18 protein-coding genes are annotated in these 14,344 nt (G+C 42.4%); 14 read left to right on the plus strand and 4 right to left on the minus strand.

Annotated features, from left to right (window positions below):
* The first annotated feature begins 306 nt into the window (after positions 1–306).
* The 14 genes from NXG61_RS04890 to NXG61_RS04955 all read left to right on the plus strand — a co-directional run bounded on the left by NXG61_RS04890 (position 307) and on the right by NXG61_RS04955 (position 10,548).
* Positions 307–1,035 (plus strand): GntR family transcriptional regulator, encoded by a 729-nt coding sequence (locus tag NXG61_RS04890; RefSeq protein ID WP_307224923.1) that lies wholly within the window; start codon positions 307–309, stop codon positions 1,033–1,035.
* Between the two features lie 275 nt (positions 1,036–1,310).
* Positions 1,311–2,207 carry a phosphonate ABC transporter substrate-binding protein gene (phnD, locus tag NXG61_RS04895; RefSeq protein ID WP_307224925.1) on the plus strand — a complete coding sequence of 299 codons (897 nt, stop codon included), beginning with the start codon at positions 1,311–1,313 and terminating at the stop codon, positions 2,205–2,207.
* A gap of 42 nt (positions 2,208–2,249) precedes the next feature.
* Positions 2,250–3,038 carry a phosphonate ABC transporter ATP-binding protein gene (gene phnC / locus NXG61_RS04900; protein ID WP_307224926.1) on the plus strand — a complete coding sequence of 263 codons (789 nt, stop codon included), beginning with the start codon at positions 2,250–2,252 and terminating at the stop codon, positions 3,036–3,038.
* Positions 3,031–3,540, plus strand: coding sequence for a PhnE/PtxC family ABC transporter permease (locus NXG61_RS04905; RefSeq protein WP_307224928.1), 510 nt, complete (start codon positions 3,031–3,033; stop codon positions 3,538–3,540). The genes phnC and NXG61_RS04905 overlap by 8 nt, the downstream gene beginning before the upstream one ends.
* Positions 3,524–3,847 carry a PhnE/PtxC family ABC transporter permease gene (locus NXG61_RS04910; protein ID WP_307224930.1) on the plus strand — a complete coding sequence of 108 codons (324 nt, stop codon included), beginning with the start codon at positions 3,524–3,526 and terminating at the stop codon, positions 3,845–3,847. Before NXG61_RS04905 ends, NXG61_RS04910 begins: the two co-directional genes overlap by 17 nt.
* A 13-nt stretch (positions 3,848–3,860) precedes the next feature.
* Positions 3,861–4,274 carry a phosphonate C-P lyase system protein PhnG gene (gene phnG / locus NXG61_RS04915; protein ID WP_307224932.1) on the plus strand — a complete coding sequence of 138 codons (414 nt, stop codon included), beginning with the start codon at positions 3,861–3,863 and terminating at the stop codon, positions 4,272–4,274.
* Positions 4,275–4,286: 12 nt separating this feature from the next.
* Positions 4,287–4,874, plus strand: coding sequence for a phosphonate C-P lyase system protein PhnH (gene phnH, locus NXG61_RS04920; protein WP_307225007.1), 588 nt, complete (start codon positions 4,287–4,289; stop codon positions 4,872–4,874).
* Positions 4,874–5,992: a carbon-phosphorus lyase complex subunit PhnI gene (locus NXG61_RS04925; protein WP_307224934.1), complete on the plus strand. Its 1,119-nt coding sequence runs from the start codon at positions 4,874–4,876 to the stop codon at positions 5,990–5,992. The genes phnH and NXG61_RS04925 overlap by 1 nt, the downstream gene beginning before the upstream one ends.
* Positions 5,958–6,830: an alpha-D-ribose 1-methylphosphonate 5-phosphate C-P-lyase PhnJ gene (locus tag NXG61_RS04930; RefSeq protein ID WP_307224936.1), complete on the plus strand. Its 873-nt coding sequence runs from the start codon at positions 5,958–5,960 to the stop codon at positions 6,828–6,830. The genes NXG61_RS04925 and NXG61_RS04930 overlap by 35 nt, the downstream gene beginning before the upstream one ends.
* On the plus strand, positions 6,830–7,675 hold the full coding sequence (locus NXG61_RS04935; RefSeq protein ID WP_307224938.1) for an ATP-binding cassette domain-containing protein: 846 nt from the start codon (positions 6,830–6,832) through the stop codon (positions 7,673–7,675). Before NXG61_RS04930 ends, NXG61_RS04935 begins: the two co-directional genes overlap by 1 nt.
* Before the next feature lie 15 nt (positions 7,676–7,690).
* A complete protein-coding gene (locus NXG61_RS04940) occupies positions 7,691–8,419 on the plus strand; it encodes a phosphonate C-P lyase system protein PhnL (protein WP_307224940.1) in 729 nt (242 codons plus the stop codon).
* On the plus strand, positions 8,416–8,745 hold the full coding sequence (locus NXG61_RS04945) for a hypothetical protein (RefSeq protein WP_307224942.1): 330 nt from the start codon (positions 8,416–8,418) through the stop codon (positions 8,743–8,745). Before NXG61_RS04940 ends, NXG61_RS04945 begins: the two co-directional genes overlap by 4 nt.
* A complete protein-coding gene (locus tag NXG61_RS04950; protein WP_307224944.1) occupies positions 8,688–9,626 on the plus strand; it encodes an alpha-D-ribose 1-methylphosphonate 5-triphosphate diphosphatase in 939 nt (312 codons plus the stop codon). Before NXG61_RS04945 ends, NXG61_RS04950 begins: the two co-directional genes overlap by 58 nt.
* 7 nt (positions 9,627–9,633) lie before the next feature.
* Entirely contained in the window at positions 9,634–10,548 is a 915-nt protein-coding gene (locus NXG61_RS04955) for a sugar phosphate isomerase/epimerase family protein (protein ID WP_307224946.1), read from the plus strand.
* Between the two features lie 197 nt (positions 10,549–10,745).
* Here NXG61_RS04955 and NXG61_RS04960 read toward each other — a convergent pair whose 3' ends face one another.
* The 4 genes from NXG61_RS04960 to NXG61_RS04975 all read right to left on the minus strand — a co-directional run bounded on the left by NXG61_RS04960 (position 10,746) and on the right by NXG61_RS04975 (position 14,328).
* Positions 10,746–11,444, minus strand: coding sequence for an HAD family hydrolase (locus NXG61_RS04960; RefSeq protein ID WP_307224948.1), 699 nt, complete (start codon positions 11,442–11,444; stop codon positions 10,746–10,748).
* Between the two features lie 181 nt (positions 11,445–11,625).
* Entirely contained in the window at positions 11,626–12,885 is a 1,260-nt protein-coding gene (locus tag NXG61_RS04965) for a class II D-tagatose-bisphosphate aldolase non-catalytic subunit (protein WP_307224950.1), read from the minus strand.
* A gap of 28 nt (positions 12,886–12,913) precedes the next feature.
* The gene (locus NXG61_RS04970; protein WP_196605202.1) at positions 12,914–13,975 is read right to left on the minus strand and encodes a PTS fructose transporter subunit IIC; all 1,062 of its coding nucleotides are present in this window, start codon (positions 13,973–13,975) and stop codon (positions 12,914–12,916) included.
* A gap of 32 nt (positions 13,976–14,007) precedes the next feature.
* Positions 14,008–14,328 carry a PTS fructose transporter subunit IIB gene (locus NXG61_RS04975; RefSeq protein WP_307224953.1) on the minus strand — a complete coding sequence of 107 codons (321 nt, stop codon included), beginning with the start codon at positions 14,326–14,328 and terminating at the stop codon, positions 14,008–14,010.
* Between the last annotated feature and the right edge of the window lie 16 nt (positions 14,329–14,344).

Here is a 14,344-nt window from a genome sequence, read left to right on the forward strand (position 1 = left end):
AAAGTGCTGATCAAGAAAATCAGGTATTTTTTATATGATACAATAAAGTAAAACTTGTTTGCAGTAAAATATCAAGATAAATGGGTGAATACAACAACCATTTAGTCTGCAATGACCATAACTTTAATGGAAAATTAACCTGCAGGTAATGTCTTTTGATCATGAACATGGCATAATTTATTCGATATGGATTATAGCGGTTAATGATTCGTGCAGCGGTGATGTCTGTCTAGATGTATAGTCCAGTCCATTCGGAATGGTTAAACAGTGCCCGGATTGACGGGATAACAGCAAGAGGTGGAAAAGATGATAATCGACCGGGATAATGGTGTGCCTTATTATATACAATTGATGGAGTTGCTTAGGAAACAGATTGCTGCAGGTATATTGCAGGAAGGGCAGCGAATCCTTTCAGAAGTTGAAATGGGTAAAGTATATCGGATTAATAGGCATACTGTCAGGCAGGCCATTGATGAGCTTTGCCGATTGGGAGAACTGTATAAGATTCGTGGGCGAGGTACTTTTATAGCAAAAGCTCTGCTGGATACAGTGGAATACCAGCTAAGTGCAAAAAACAGATTTACAGAGAATATAAAAAAAATTGGTGCAACACCGAGTACAAAAATTTTGCAGACAAATGAAATAATTGCTCCTGAAAAGGTGAGAAAAGCATTGGACTTGGATCATGATGAAAGAGTGTATTTTCATTATGTGCAGCGTTCTATAAATGAACGGCCTTTTCTGATCGGACAGGCTTTTTTGCCTGTTAAATATTTTCTTAATGCACTGCCCTATTTAAATGTCTTGGAGTCAATGTCTGAGTTTTATGCAAAGTATAATATCAATTATGAAAGAGCAAAATCGACTATTCAAGCAGTATTTCCTACCAAAGAAGAAGCATTACTGCTTGATATTCCAAGAAATATGCCTGTATTGAAAGTAAAAAAGCTTATGAAATCGCAGACTGGTATTATGATTGCATATGGAATTTCCTGTTATCGCAGCGACGTGGCTGAACTCAGTATAAGTTGGTAAAAAATTAATTAATTAGTAATAATTTGATAACATAAATATTGAGGATATGTGTCATACTGAATACAAATTAAAAATTTGTGTGAAGTACGTAAATAAAAAATAAATACATTTGTGATTTTATGGTGCCGCTCTCTTTGGAGAGCGGCACTTGTAGTATAAGGATAATGTCTAGACGTCTAGACTGCAATTTACAGGTGCAAAACCTGTTTATATAAATTGTGTATTTACCGCGGTAATTTATTTTGTTGTGATGAGAATTTTTAGGAGTTGGAAAAATGAAAAAGTATAGTTTTTTATTAATTGCAGCTTTGCTATTGATTTTATCGCTGGTCAGCGGTTGTACTGGAACACAGCCGACACAACAAGGCAAAGAAGCAAAAGTATTGAAGGTAGGAGCCATCCCCAGTGAAGATTCACAAAAAGTACGGGATGCTTATGCACCGCTCGTCACTTATCTGGAAGAGCAAACGGGCTTAAAGGTAGAACTGTTTGTGGCCACCGATTATTCGGGAGTAGTGGAGGCCATGCGTTCCGGCAAGCTTGATATTGCCTATTTCGGGCCATTTTCTTATATACTGGCCGCCGACAAAGCGAATGCGGCAGCGTTTGCCGTAGAGTCGAGAAAGGGCAGCGGTGCTTCTTACCGTAGCATTATTGTGGCTGACCCGGAATCAGGAATCAATAGCATGAAAGATCTTAAGGGGCATAGCTTCGCTTTTGTCGATCCTGCATCGGCTTCGGGAAATTTAGTTCCCCGCTCATGCCTGGAGAAGGAAGGTATCAATCCAAATCAGGATTTTAAGAGTGTGGTTTATTCCGGCGGGCACGATGCAAGTGAATTAGCTGTGAAAAACCATAAAGTAGATGCTGCGGCTGACGCTGATGATAATTATAATCGGATGAAAGCTGCTGGATTAATTTCTGATAAAGATGTAAAGGTCATATTTACTTCCGATCCGATTCCAAATGCTCCATGGGCCTGGCGCAAAGATTTACCGGAAGATTTAAAGGCAAAAATTAAGGCGGCATTTTTGGATATGGCGCAGAAAGATCCCAATGGAATTGCTAAGGTTGGTAAAAATATAGAAAAATACGTGGAAACTGATGATTCTGCCTATAATGGAATTCGGGAAATAGCCAAAATGCTGAATTTGGATTTAACCGGGCAATGAATTGGTGTTGTCAATCAATTTGCATCCATTGGAGGATAGATTATGATTCAAATTCGCGGATTATGCAAGGAATATAATTGCTGTACTACAAAGGCTCTGACGAATATCAGCTTTGATGTTCAACAAGGGCAATTCGTTGTGCTGCTTGGTCCAAGCGGTGCCGGTAAATCAACGTTGCTGCGCTGTATCAATGGATTGGTAAAAGCAACAGATGGTGAGATTTTTATACAGGGAGACAGAATAAATGATTCACGCAAGCTGAAGGATATCCACCGCAGAGTAGGCATGGTTTTTCAGCAATTTAATCTGGTAAAGCGCCTGACTGTGCTGGAAAATGTGCTTTGCGGCAGACTGGCATATGTCAGTGCATGGACAAGCTGCCTGAAATTGTTTTCTAAACAGGATGTTAACATTGCGCTGCATTGCCTGAATCGGGTAGGACTTGTGCATAAAGCTTATGATCGGGCTGATCAGTTGAGCGGCGGACAGCAGCAGCGCGTTGGAATTGCGCGGGCCCTGGCTCAATGTCCAAGTATCATTCTGGCAGATGAGCCAGTAGCCAGCCTTGATCCAAAATCTGCGGAAAAGGTGCTGACCGTTTTGCGAACAATTAAGGAACAGGATCACATTACAGTTATTGTCAGCCTGCATAATATTGAATTGGCTAATCATTACGCAGAACGGATCATTGGAATAAAAAACGGCCGTATGATTGTGGATAAGCCCGTGTCTGCCTTCACAGATGATGATGTGGAAATTATTTATAATGCGATGCCGGATATTGTTGAGACAAAGTTTATTCGTGAGGAGGCAGTCTGTACTCATGTTTAATTTGGATTATTTGCTGTCAAGAACCGCAGTATCGGGTACTGCTGTGAGCCGAGCGGCAATATTCAAAAAATTACTGCTGGTGGTTTTAGGGGCCGGAATATATAGTTGGAGCGCTGTTGGAACTGATCTCAGTTTCAGTGAATTAATCAAAGGTATACCGCATATGGCGGATATTATTAGCCGCATGTTACCGCCGAGTATTGCGGTACTTCCTCACCTGGTTGAACCCACCATCGAAACTTTGCAGATTTCTATTTGGGGGACAACACTGGCCATAATTTTGGCAATTCCGTTTAGCCTGATGTCGGCCAAAAATATCTCACCGCACCCGTTGTTATACCGTTTTGGCCGCTTTATTCTGAATATTACCCGATCAATATCGGAATTGATTTGGGCTCTTGTCTTTGTGGCGGCAGTCGGCTTGGGACCATTTCCTGGTGTGCTGGCACTGACTTTTCATTCAATGGGGATGTTGGGGCAAATTTTTGGCGGATGCCATTGAGAATGTGGAATCAGGCCCGGTGGAAGCGTTATTGGCTACTGGAGCCGGTAAAATGCAGATTCTGGTCTATGCAATTATACCGCAGGTACTGCCGGAATTTATTACGCTCAGTCTTTACCAATGGGAGCTTAATTTTCGGTCGGCAACAATTTTAGGAATTGTGGGAGCCGGCGGAATTGGATTTGAGCTGGTCACCAGTATGCGCCTGTTTATGTATCCCGATATGACTACTATTTTGATTGTTATATTTATTATGGTAACAATTGTTGATACGATATCTTCTTATATTCGAATGAAAATACGATAGGTGAGGCGAAAAAATGGAATTCAGAGAAATAGTAGGGACCGGAAATTTGGCTGTATGGCAGGTCCTGACTGAAAAAATAGCGGCGGGCAATGAAATTAAGATATTACAGAAACCGGAAACCTGTATGACAATGCTGGCGGCTGTCGACAGTGTGGGCCATACCCCGTTTTATGCCGGTGAAGTCTTGATGACCGAAGCTGCTGTCAGCATCGGCAAAATGATCGGCTATGGTTTTGTTCTGGAGAATGAACCAGTGCGGGCGCTGTGTATGGCCATTATTGATGCAGCACTGCAGGCACATGTTGAAGAGGAAGCGGAAATACGTCAGAAACTTGCAGATGAAGAAAAATGTATTTCAGAGTTGCATCAGCGGGAGCAGGAAATGATTGCCGCTACCAAAGTACGTTTTGCCGTTATGGAGGGATAGATTTTGATAGAAGTGCAGTTTGATAAAGTCTTGGACGCCCAGCAGGTATATCGTTTGCTTCTTGATGCAATGGCCAGACCAGGGAAAATCAATACATTATCAATGTCAGAATGTCTGAAGCCGCCAAGGGGGCTGCAATCAGGAACTGCTGCTGTTGCCTTGACTTTGCTTGATCAGGGGACAGGATTCTGTTTTTTATCAGCAGGGAGACAGGAACCTGATTATCTTACCGCTAATACCGGTGCAGCAGCTCAATCAGTTGATGTGGCGGAACTTATTATTTTCAGCGGCTGCGAATGTGTGCAATTAGATAAGGTGTGCTGCGGTTCGCTGCTTTCACCGGAGCAGGGAGCTACCTTGCTTATTATGGTGGAAGAGCTCAGCTCCACAGAGGGAAGACTCTGCCTGCGGCTCACCGGTCCTGGGATAAGGAATCACTGTGATTTATTCATTAACGGGTTGGCTCTGAAAAATCTTGAAACTATCTCCTGCATGAATAAAGAATTTCCATTAGGGATTGATGTCATTTATACAGATAAATCGGGTAATGTAGCTTGTATTCCCCGTTCTAGTTCAATGCATTGGAAGGTGAAGGGATAATGGGATATGCAGCCGTTTCCGGTGGAGCGGAAGCAATATTGAATGCAGAAAAATTGTTAACGTATTTTCGCTTGAAGGGCAATTCGGAACCGTTGACAGCAGTACAAATAAAAGATCAGCTGCGGCTGGCGGTGGACAAGGTTATGGGGGAAGGCGCACTTTATGCTCCTGAAGCCGCTGCTTTAGCACTTAAACAGGCCGAAGGTGATATGCTGGAGGCGGCATTTATTTTGCGTGCCTATCGCGCGACACAACCGCGGCGTTATGTGACGAATCCTGTTGAAACCGGCACAATGCAGATAATTCGGCGTATATCAGGTGTTTTTCAGGATATTCCGGGGGGACAAATATTGGGACCGACGCGAGATTATACACAGCGTTTGCTTGATTTTTCATTACTTACTGAAGATAAGGAGAGAATGGAAAAACTTTTACAAAATCTTGGTGTCAGTAATATCCCTGAGCAACTTCCCAATACTTTTCTGAAAGTAGTGGATTTATTGCGGGTTGAAGGGTTGCTGGCTGATTTGGAACCAAGCCAGGAAATTTATGATATTACGCATCATACCTTAACTTTTCCATGTAGTCGTTCGGCAAAATTGCAGTCTTTGTGCCGCGGAGAAACCGGAGCTATGATGGCATTAGCTTACAGTGCAGTCAGGGGATTTGGCAGCATACATCCTTGTCTGGCAGAGCTGCGTGTGGGATATATACCTTTGTATATCAATCGTCCGGGCTGTGAAAAGGCGGTATTTATCGGCAAGGTGCTTGCAACTGAGGCTGAAATCGTATCTCCGGGCAGTGGATATGATAAAAATGGCAAATCCTGTTTGACATTAGGTTACGGTTTTTGCTTCGGTCATAATGAAACGAAAGCAATTGCTATGGGGATACTGGATCAGTCGACCAGGAACGCTTCATTGGTTAAGGCACCGGCGGAGGATGAAGAATTTGTATTGTATCATATTGATGGAGTAGAAGCCGCCGGGTTTGTAAATCATTGGAAGCTTCCTCATTATGTTACGTTTCAGTCCACGCTTGACCGTATTCGTCAGGCTCAAACACTGGGGAAGGAGAAAAAATATGCTGGATATAAGACAGATAAAAAAACAGACTGAATATAATTTTGCTTTTTTAGATGAAAATACTAAACGGGAAATACGCCGTAAAATACTGAAAGCAGTGGCAATTCCAGGCTATCAGGTGCCGTTTGTATCTCCCGAGCTGCCGATTGCCCGGGGCTGGGGGACAGGCGGTTTACAGATCACTTTGTCGCTTATTGGGAAAAAGGATGTTTTAAAAGTTATTGATCAAGGCTGCGATGACGGTGTCAATGCTGTTAATATTCGCAATCTGATTATTCAGACTACTGGTGTGCAGGCAACATTTGATACTCAGGCAGCGACCATCATACAGACACGGCATCGTATTCCTGAGGAAAAATTGAGAGAAGATCAAATTTTAGTGTTGCAGGTGCCAATTCCGGAACCATTGCGTTATGTGGAGCCGAGCATGGTTAAAACTAAAGAAATGCATGCGGAAATGGACTATAGTCGAATGTGGGTATTCTTGTACGAAAATATTGTAAAGTGGGGTGAAATAACCATTGGTGCACGGTATCCATCTATGGTCAACGATCGTTATTTAATTGATCCCTCACCGATTCCCCGCTGGGATGTTATGAAACTTAATATGGCAGAGACATTGTTTTTATTTGGCGCGGGCCGGGAAAAAAGGATATATGCTATACCGCCATATACAAAGGTTCAGCCATTGGAATTTGAAGACCAGCGTTTTCAGGTCGAAAATTTCGATGGAAAGATATGTGCCCGCTGTGGTTCTGCTGATACATATCTGAATGAAATACATGACGAACGCACCGGCAAAACAATATATATATGTTCGGACAGCGGCTATTGCAGTAAAATACGCAGCAGGAAGGGGGCAGCAGAATAATGCAGCAGTCAGGAAAAACAGTTATGAATATCCATGGGTTGAATAAAATATATGGTGCCGGATGTCCGCATTGTTTTGAGTTGACAGGACCGGAACACGGCAGCAATATTTGCCCTGAATGCGGTACGGTTGTTGCCTGTCATGACATTTCACTGGATTTGAAGCAGGGAGAAATTCTCGGTATCGTCGGTGAAAGCGGTTCTGGTAAAAGTACATTGGTCCGCTGTCTGTATTTTGATGAAAAGATATCGGGCGGTGAATGTTATTTAGCGGCATATGGAGACGGAAAGACAAATTTATTCAAGGAAACAGCCCAGCGTAAGAGGTATATTCGTGATCATCTGATGGGAATGGTATATCAGAATCCACTGCTCGGAATTAAACCTCATTTTACGGCAGGCGGTAATGTGGCTGAAAAATTGCTTACGGCCGATATGTATAATTTCGCCGCTATCCGCAGCAGGGCCAAGGAACTTTTGTTGCGCACCGAAGTACCGACGTCACGTATAGATAGTTTTCCGGCTGATTTTAGCGGCGGGATGCAGCAGAGAGTCCAAATTGCAAAAGCTTTGGCCAATAATCCGCCGCTGCTGTTTCTTGATGAAATTACCACAGGTCTTGATGTATCTGTGCAGGCTAAGGTACTTGATCTGATAAAAGAAATTCAACGAGAACTAAAAATAACTATGCTGGTAATTTCACATGATTTAATGGTTGTTCGTATGCTGGCCGGGCGCACGATTGTAATGAAGAGCGGGCGGATAGTGGAAAGCGGACTTACCGATCAGATTTTGGAAGACCCGCAGCAGCCATATACACAGCTTTTAGTTCATTCAATGCTATAAGAAGAAGGGATGTTAATGGAGATACCAATTTTGAGAGTAGAAGGATTAAGTAAAAATTTTACACTTCATATGCTGGAAGGTGAAATGATTTATGGCTGTGATGATATTAATTTTACTCTTAACAGCGGTGAATTTATGGGAATCGCCGGACCCAGCGGAGCAGGAAAATCAACAATTTTAAAATGCATTTATCGCACATATATTCCTTCGGGCGGAAATATTTGGTATTACAGCGACAAAATCGGAAAAATTGATTTATCCTTTGCCGATGAGCGAAAGATATTGCGTCTAAGATATGGGGAAATAGGCTATGTAAGCCAATTTCTGAAAGTAATTCCTCGGGTTTCCACGATTAATATTCTGAGGGGAGAATTGCTGCAGCGAGGATATAATGCTGCTGCGGCTAATCAACAGGCCTGTGAATTATTGGAAATGATGAAAATCAATACATCTTTGTGGGAAGCATTTCCCGCTACCTTCAGCGGGGGCGAGCAACAAAGAATTAATATTGCCCGGGCGCTGCTCATGAAACCGCGATTGCTGCTGCTGGATGAACCGACAGCAGCACTTGATAATGAAACGAAGAAAATAGTCATTCAGGCCTTGCTGACTTTAAAACAAAGAGGGAGCAGTATTATCGGTGTTTTTCATGACCGCGAAAGTATGAATCAATTGGTTGACAGAGTTTTTACAATGCGCTCCGGACAGTGCAAATCCATTAAACGAAAGAGGGTGGCCGTGTGAGTACAACATTGATAACAAATGGGAAATTGATAACACCTGATAGGGTGATTGATAATGGTGAGCTTCTAATAGATCGGGGGATTATAAAATATATTGGCCGTCGTGGCAGTTATGCGGGCAATTTGGCAGATGTCATTTTGGATGCTGACGGCGGTTATATTCTGCCGGGATTTATCGACACACACAGTGATGCAATTGAAAAGGAATTGGAACCAAGACCAGGTGCCCGGTTTAAAATAGAGATGGCTTTTTGTGAATTGGAAAAAAAATGGCAGGACAGGGAATTACAACCATATATCATTCTTTTTCTTTTGCCAATGCAGTAAACGGTGTGCGCAATGATAAGACGGCCTCTGAATTTATCAGTCGGATTAAAGCGCTGACCGCCAGATATTCGCTCATTCGCAATAAAATTCACTTGCGGTTTGAAATTACTAATTTTAAAGCGCTTGCTTTGATTAAGAATTTAATTGACGCTGAAGTTGTTGATCTTTTGTCATTTATGAATCATACTCCCGGGCAGGGACAATATCCTACTATTGAAAGTTACCGCCGATACGCGGAAAAGACCTATAATTTGCAGGACAGTGGTGATATTGAGCAAATTATTAAACGGCGGCAGATGGGGCAGTTAAAAGCCGATGAATGTGTTGAAGCTATCAGTATAATTGCCCGTCAGGCAGAATTGCCATTAGCATCACATGACGATGATACAGCAGAAAAAATTATGTATTATTGTAACAAGGGAGTTCGATTGAGTGAATTTCCCATCAATTTGGAAACAGCGGCTGCCGCTAAGCAGAACGGCATGTTTGTCAGTGTCGGTGCGCCAAATATTGTGCGAGGGGGATCTACCGGACATGGAATACGGGCAATTGATGCGGTAAGCAGCAGAAATGCAGATATTCTTTGTTCTGATTATTACCCGGCGGCTATGCTGCACGCTGTATTTTCTCTGGCGGAACAGGGACTAAGCCTGCCGGAAGCAGTGGTGATGGCGACTTATTCACCGGCAAAAGCATTGAATCTGCATCAATTAGGCAGTTTGGAAGAAGGAAAAATCGGTGATGTGATTATTGTTAAAAAACACGATAATATACCGGTAGTGACGAGTACAGTGGTTGATGGAATATTGGTTTATGACATGAACTATCGAAGACGTTCAGATGTCGATAATTTAAAAAATCAGGTTGCTAAGGGAGGCTGACCGATATATGAACATACGGGGGATAGCTATTAATGCTGATGCCGGACTACTCGATGGGAAAATTGATATGCTTCGGCAGGTATTAGATTATTATAGCGAACTGGGTTTTTCTCAGGTAGAAATTGCACCGCATGGTATCGGGGCAGTATATTGCGGACATATGGATAAAGTGCGTCTCAGGGAAGTACAAAAAATATTAAGCAGATATTCGTTTACATATATTGTACACGGAATTAATGCATTAAACCTGATGTTGAATGATATGATAAATTATCAGGGGTTCACAGCCAGTATGGAATTTGCAGCTGCAATCGGTGCGCGGATCATGGTATATCATGCAGGTCGCTACATGTCAGAAGAAAACTTTTTAAATAGAAATCGATCGCGTCCAACTCAGTCCGAAAAAAAACTAATGTGGCAGCGGGAATGCACTGCCCTGCAATCCATGGGTGATATCGCTAAAAAATATGATGTTGTAATAGCTGTGGAAAATGCCAGACCATATTTAGATGCGCCAAATTATTGCTATGCAGAATTACTGGAGGATTTGGCCCGAATGATTAAAAATGTAAATCACGGATATGTGGGAATTACTTTGGATACCGGACATGCCTATCTGGCTGCCTGTCAGTATGGTTATGATTTAATGGCTGGTGTTAAAGCTATTGCCCCTTATGTACGCCATATTCACCTGCATGACAACTTTGGGCGCTGCTGTGCCTCATGGGAGAAAAAACAGCATGAATTAGCTGCAATGGGTCGCGGTGACATGCATATGCCAATTGGTATGGGAATTATACCTGCTGATGGGATATTGGCGTGCCTGCAGCAGTATGATGGTAGTATTACTTTGGAAATGCGGCCGCGCTATAAGGAATATTATGCTATCGCCTTAAAAAATGCACAAATGTTAATAAGCTAAAAAGCTGCGATAAAAGTGTTTTGACTGGGATAAGAGAAAATGATTTTTTTACCAGATAAAATTACTGTCAGTCTGCTGTAGAAGTTTTAGTTGTATTTTCTGGATTAGAAAAACGGTTATGTCTTTTTTCACATACATAACTTATAAGAATGGAAAGAATGATGTGGAACTTTTGGTATATGGCAGACACAGTAAAGCTACAAGGAAAGTCCTTTCACCGCAGCTAATAGTTCAGCACTGCCGGTCACTTCTTTATCAGCAAGATTGCAGGAGGTGGGGCAAGTACGCTTTCTATGGTTAAACCATATGGTTTTCCAGCCAGCACCATTTGCTCCCTGGATGTCAGTTTCATATGTATCGCCTATATACCAGGTTTCGGCAGCGGATATGCCTAATTTCCTTTCAACAAATTTGAAGATTTTTGCATCTGGTTTCAGATAACCAGTATCTTCCGATATAAAAATTCTGTCAGGGGAAAACCATTGCTCTAAATGCAGAGCGTTGATCTTTAGATACTGAGACTTTCGCATGCCGTTTGAAAGCAAAGCAATAAATATGTGTTTTGTCCTGCAAAAATTGAGTATTTTAACTATATGCTCCGGAATTGATATATGGGACTGATAATACCGATATTTCGTTTCAAAACATTCCGCGGCTTTTCTTGATATTTGAATGCCAACGTCATGGTATGTCTTTTTTATACGGAGATAAAAACAGTCCTCATGAGGAATAAGCCCCTTTTTTTCTGCTTCAAGTATTTGGTCCGAATATATTCTGGAGAGCATAAACAATTTATTACAATCTATATTTTTGTCGTAATATAAATCTTCATGAGCTTGCCGGAAGGGCTGCATCAAATTGTAAAGAGTATCATCCATATCAAAAATAATATTCAAAGTAGCGCTCCTTTTCTATTTAAGGTAAATTTGCAGAGAAAAGTAAATTGGACAGAATATAAAAACCGAATACAGCAAGGCCGGACGCACCTGCAATTATGATACAGCATAGTAATGATTATAGCAATGAAGGCAGAATATTATGTTTATTCTGCCTTCATTGCTGTTCTGTTATATCATGTCACTTCATTAGTTTGGAAGTAAGGCCTTTTAGGTTAAAGCATTCAACATAACGATCAATAGAATTTTTAATTTTATATATTACATATTTTTCTCCGTCGATCCCGTTGGCGGCCAGATTATCATATAATTTTGCTGTTTCCTGTTTTACTCGATCATTGTTGAATGTGTAATGCCCGCTTATTTCAGTGATAAGAAGCGTTAATTTCTTATCTTTAAAAATTTCTTCGGGGGATAATTTGTCTTTACCGTCAACCATCCATTTTTTCCAACGACCGCTTTTTACGGCTTCTTCCTGTAAGACTTTATGCAGATCGGAAGCTTTATCCAGAAGTCCCTGTTCTGCCAGTCTGTTTTCGACCTGAGTGAGTTTCAGATATGCCTGCGTTTCAACGGTACCGAATTCAGGAGCCACATTCATTGCTGTTACCCCGAGTGCAGGGTGCTCCAGTAAAATCGCATCGTCAAGATAATCGCCATTATGTTCTTTCAGGCCTACATCATATTTTTTTGCTATTGAAGACAGTTTTTTGCATGAGGTAGAATCCACATGCCCCACATTCTCGGTGAGACGCGTGAGAGTTCCTGTATTTCCCACAATAAACGCAGGGTGGGGGAGATTCTTTTCATCAAGCCGTGAGGTCAACGCTTTTATAAATTTTTCGTAGTTTTCACTGGAAGTCAGCCCGCCGTTAGTTTCTTCTGTTCCCACTTCATAACTGATAGCCGGAAGGCTGCGTGCTATACGTTCTTTTTCTACATACTCTATTAATTCTACGGTGCGATCAATATTGACGTTCATGTCAATAACTTTACCGACGGTATAAGGGTCTTTTGTAGGATCAATATGCAGAAGATCGAAGTTATTTATCAAATCTATTATATATGATTTTTTGCCAAGTGTCATAGCTTCTTTCTCAGGCAAATGCGCGTTGCGTTCGCTGTCACGCTGCCAGGGACCGCCATGATCGCGGCAGAGGTAATAAAGGCCGGTATAGTTTATTTCATCTGCTGCCTTTTTAATTGCGTCAGAAAAACGTTTTTGGTCCCAGCTGCATACATAACCACCACCTAATTCATCGGCATCCACTTGATTACGGCTGGCGATAAACATTAAGGGAAAATTTTTTTCCTTGGCAAGCAGCATGGAGGCCTTCAGCAAATTTATTGACATCGGTCCGATACCCAGCAAACTGGCTTTGTTTTTGCCTTTCAGGGTTAACATTTTTTTTACGACTTCATTTAACGTAATTTTATGCATTGTGAAGAACTCCTTTGCGTTTACTATATTATTTTATATCATTGGTCTCTATATTCGGCCGCAGGATATGCAGACAGATGGCTGTGACTACCACACCCACAGCCATATCAACGGCATACCATAATGGGGCTTTATTGACTGCTGCGATGACGATGAGTCCTCCGTGCGGGACCATGCATTCAACACCATGCATCATGCCGAGGCCGGCGCCAACGGCACTGCCGATCATTATGGATGGGATGACTGTTTTCAGACTTTTAACGGCAAAGGGTATAGCACCCTCGGTGATGCCGATAAGTCCCATAAAAGCCGCAGATGGTCCCATCCGGCGGTCATCCGCCCCCCATTTGCTGCGTGATACAAAAGTGGATAATGCTATACCGAGCGGAGGGACTGCAACTGCGATGCGATAAGCTCCGTTCGGACCGTATATTCCTTCTGCCATAAGTGCCAGCGTAAAAGCTGTTGCGGTCTTATTGACAGGACCACCCATGTCGAAAGCCGCCATGGCACCGAGAATCAATCCTAGGATTAAAGCGCTGCCTCCTTGCATTCCGGACAATAGGTCTATCAACCATCTCATGGCAGCCCCTATCGGTCCTACCAGTATATATATATATATCAGGGCAACGATCACTGTGGTGACAATGGGGATTATCAATATCGGCATGATCGCTTTGACAGTATCACTGACCTTCCATTTTTTCACCCATCTGGCAAGAAAGCCGCATAATACTCCCAACAGCATTGCTCCCAGAAAACCGGTCTGTACATGATTTTCTCCTATTGGGGTATTGGCTATGAAGCCGGTGATCATACCGGGGGTTATGCCGGGTTTCCCTGCAACAGAATAAGCGATATAGCCAGACAATATCGGGATCATCATGGAGAAACCGGCACTGCCGATAATGCCGATATTTTGTAAAAACGGGTTCGTGACTACCATACCCTTGCCTGCGGTGGCATCGCCGCCGGCTAACGAGAGCGCAAGACATATACCGCCGACAACGACCGTGGGCATCATATAAGAAACGCCTGTACTGAATGCTTTAGTCAAGTCGTCGATGAAGTTTTTCATAGTAGCGGACATCGTTCCATCCTCCTTAATATATGCAATATAAATTATTTTATTAGACCTATTGCTTTGTCGATGACAGCGGCGGGGTTGCGAATGACTTCTGCTGGATTCAATGTCAGGATTCTGCCCTCATCATCTTTTTCTCCAAAACGTTCTTCTCCTTCTATACCTATAGCTATAGCCATGATCACAACGTCAGCATCGGCAATTTCTTCTTCGCTCAGCTCGTTGTCAATCCCCATACCGCCCTGAGTTTCGACTTTTACGTCATAGCCTCTTTTCTTACATTCTTGTTCAATGGCTTCCTGCGCCATATATGTGTGGGCCACGCCCGTTATACAGGCAGCTACTCCTACAATTTTCATATAAATCAAGCTCCTT

The organism is Pectinatus haikarae, from assembly GCF_050916305.1.
Lineage (GTDB): Bacteria > Bacillota > Negativicutes > Selenomonadales > Selenomonadaceae > Pectinatus > Pectinatus haikarae.

What these genes read in the sequence shown, in the direction of transcription:
- NXG61_RS04890 (WP_307224923.1), top strand. Translation starts at nt 307, where the DNA reads ATGATAATCGACCGGGATAATGGTGTGCCTTATTATATACAATTGATG.
- phnD (WP_307224925.1), top strand. Translation starts at nt 1,311, where the DNA reads ATGAAAAAGTATAGTTTTTTATTAATTGCAGCTTTGCTATTGATTTTA.
- phnC (WP_307224926.1), top strand. Translation starts at nt 2,250, where the DNA reads ATGATTCAAATTCGCGGATTATGCAAGGAATATAATTGCTGTACTACA.
- NXG61_RS04905 (WP_307224928.1), top strand. Translation starts at nt 3,031, where the DNA reads ATGTTTAATTTGGATTATTTGCTGTCAAGAACCGCAGTATCGGGTACT.
- phnG (WP_307224932.1), top strand. Translation starts at nt 3,861, where the DNA reads ATGGAATTCAGAGAAATAGTAGGGACCGGAAATTTGGCTGTATGGCAG.
- NXG61_RS04925 (WP_307224934.1), top strand. Translation starts at nt 4,874, where the DNA reads ATGGGATATGCAGCCGTTTCCGGTGGAGCGGAAGCAATATTGAATGCA.
- NXG61_RS04930 (WP_307224936.1), top strand. Translation starts at nt 5,958, where the DNA reads ATGCTGGATATAAGACAGATAAAAAAACAGACTGAATATAATTTTGCT.
- NXG61_RS04935 (WP_307224938.1), top strand. Translation starts at nt 6,830, where the DNA reads ATGCAGCAGTCAGGAAAAACAGTTATGAATATCCATGGGTTGAATAAA.
- NXG61_RS04940 (WP_307224940.1), top strand. Translation starts at nt 7,691, where the DNA reads ATGGAGATACCAATTTTGAGAGTAGAAGGATTAAGTAAAAATTTTACA.
- NXG61_RS04950 (WP_307224944.1), top strand. Translation starts at nt 8,688, where the DNA reads ATGGCAGGACAGGGAATTACAACCATATATCATTCTTTTTCTTTTGCC.
- NXG61_RS04955 (WP_307224946.1), top strand. Translation starts at nt 9,634, where the DNA reads ATGAACATACGGGGGATAGCTATTAATGCTGATGCCGGACTACTCGAT.
- NXG61_RS04965 (WP_307224950.1), bottom strand. Translation starts at nt 12,885, where the DNA reads ATGCATAAAATTACGTTAAATGAAGTCGTAAAAAAAATGTTAACCCTG.
- NXG61_RS04970 (WP_196605202.1), bottom strand. Translation starts at nt 13,975, where the DNA reads ATGTCCGCTACTATGAAAAACTTCATCGACGACTTGACTAAAGCATTC.
- NXG61_RS04975 (WP_307224953.1), bottom strand. Translation starts at nt 14,328, where the DNA reads ATGAAAATTGTAGGAGTAGCTGCCTGTATAACGGGCGTGGCCCACACA.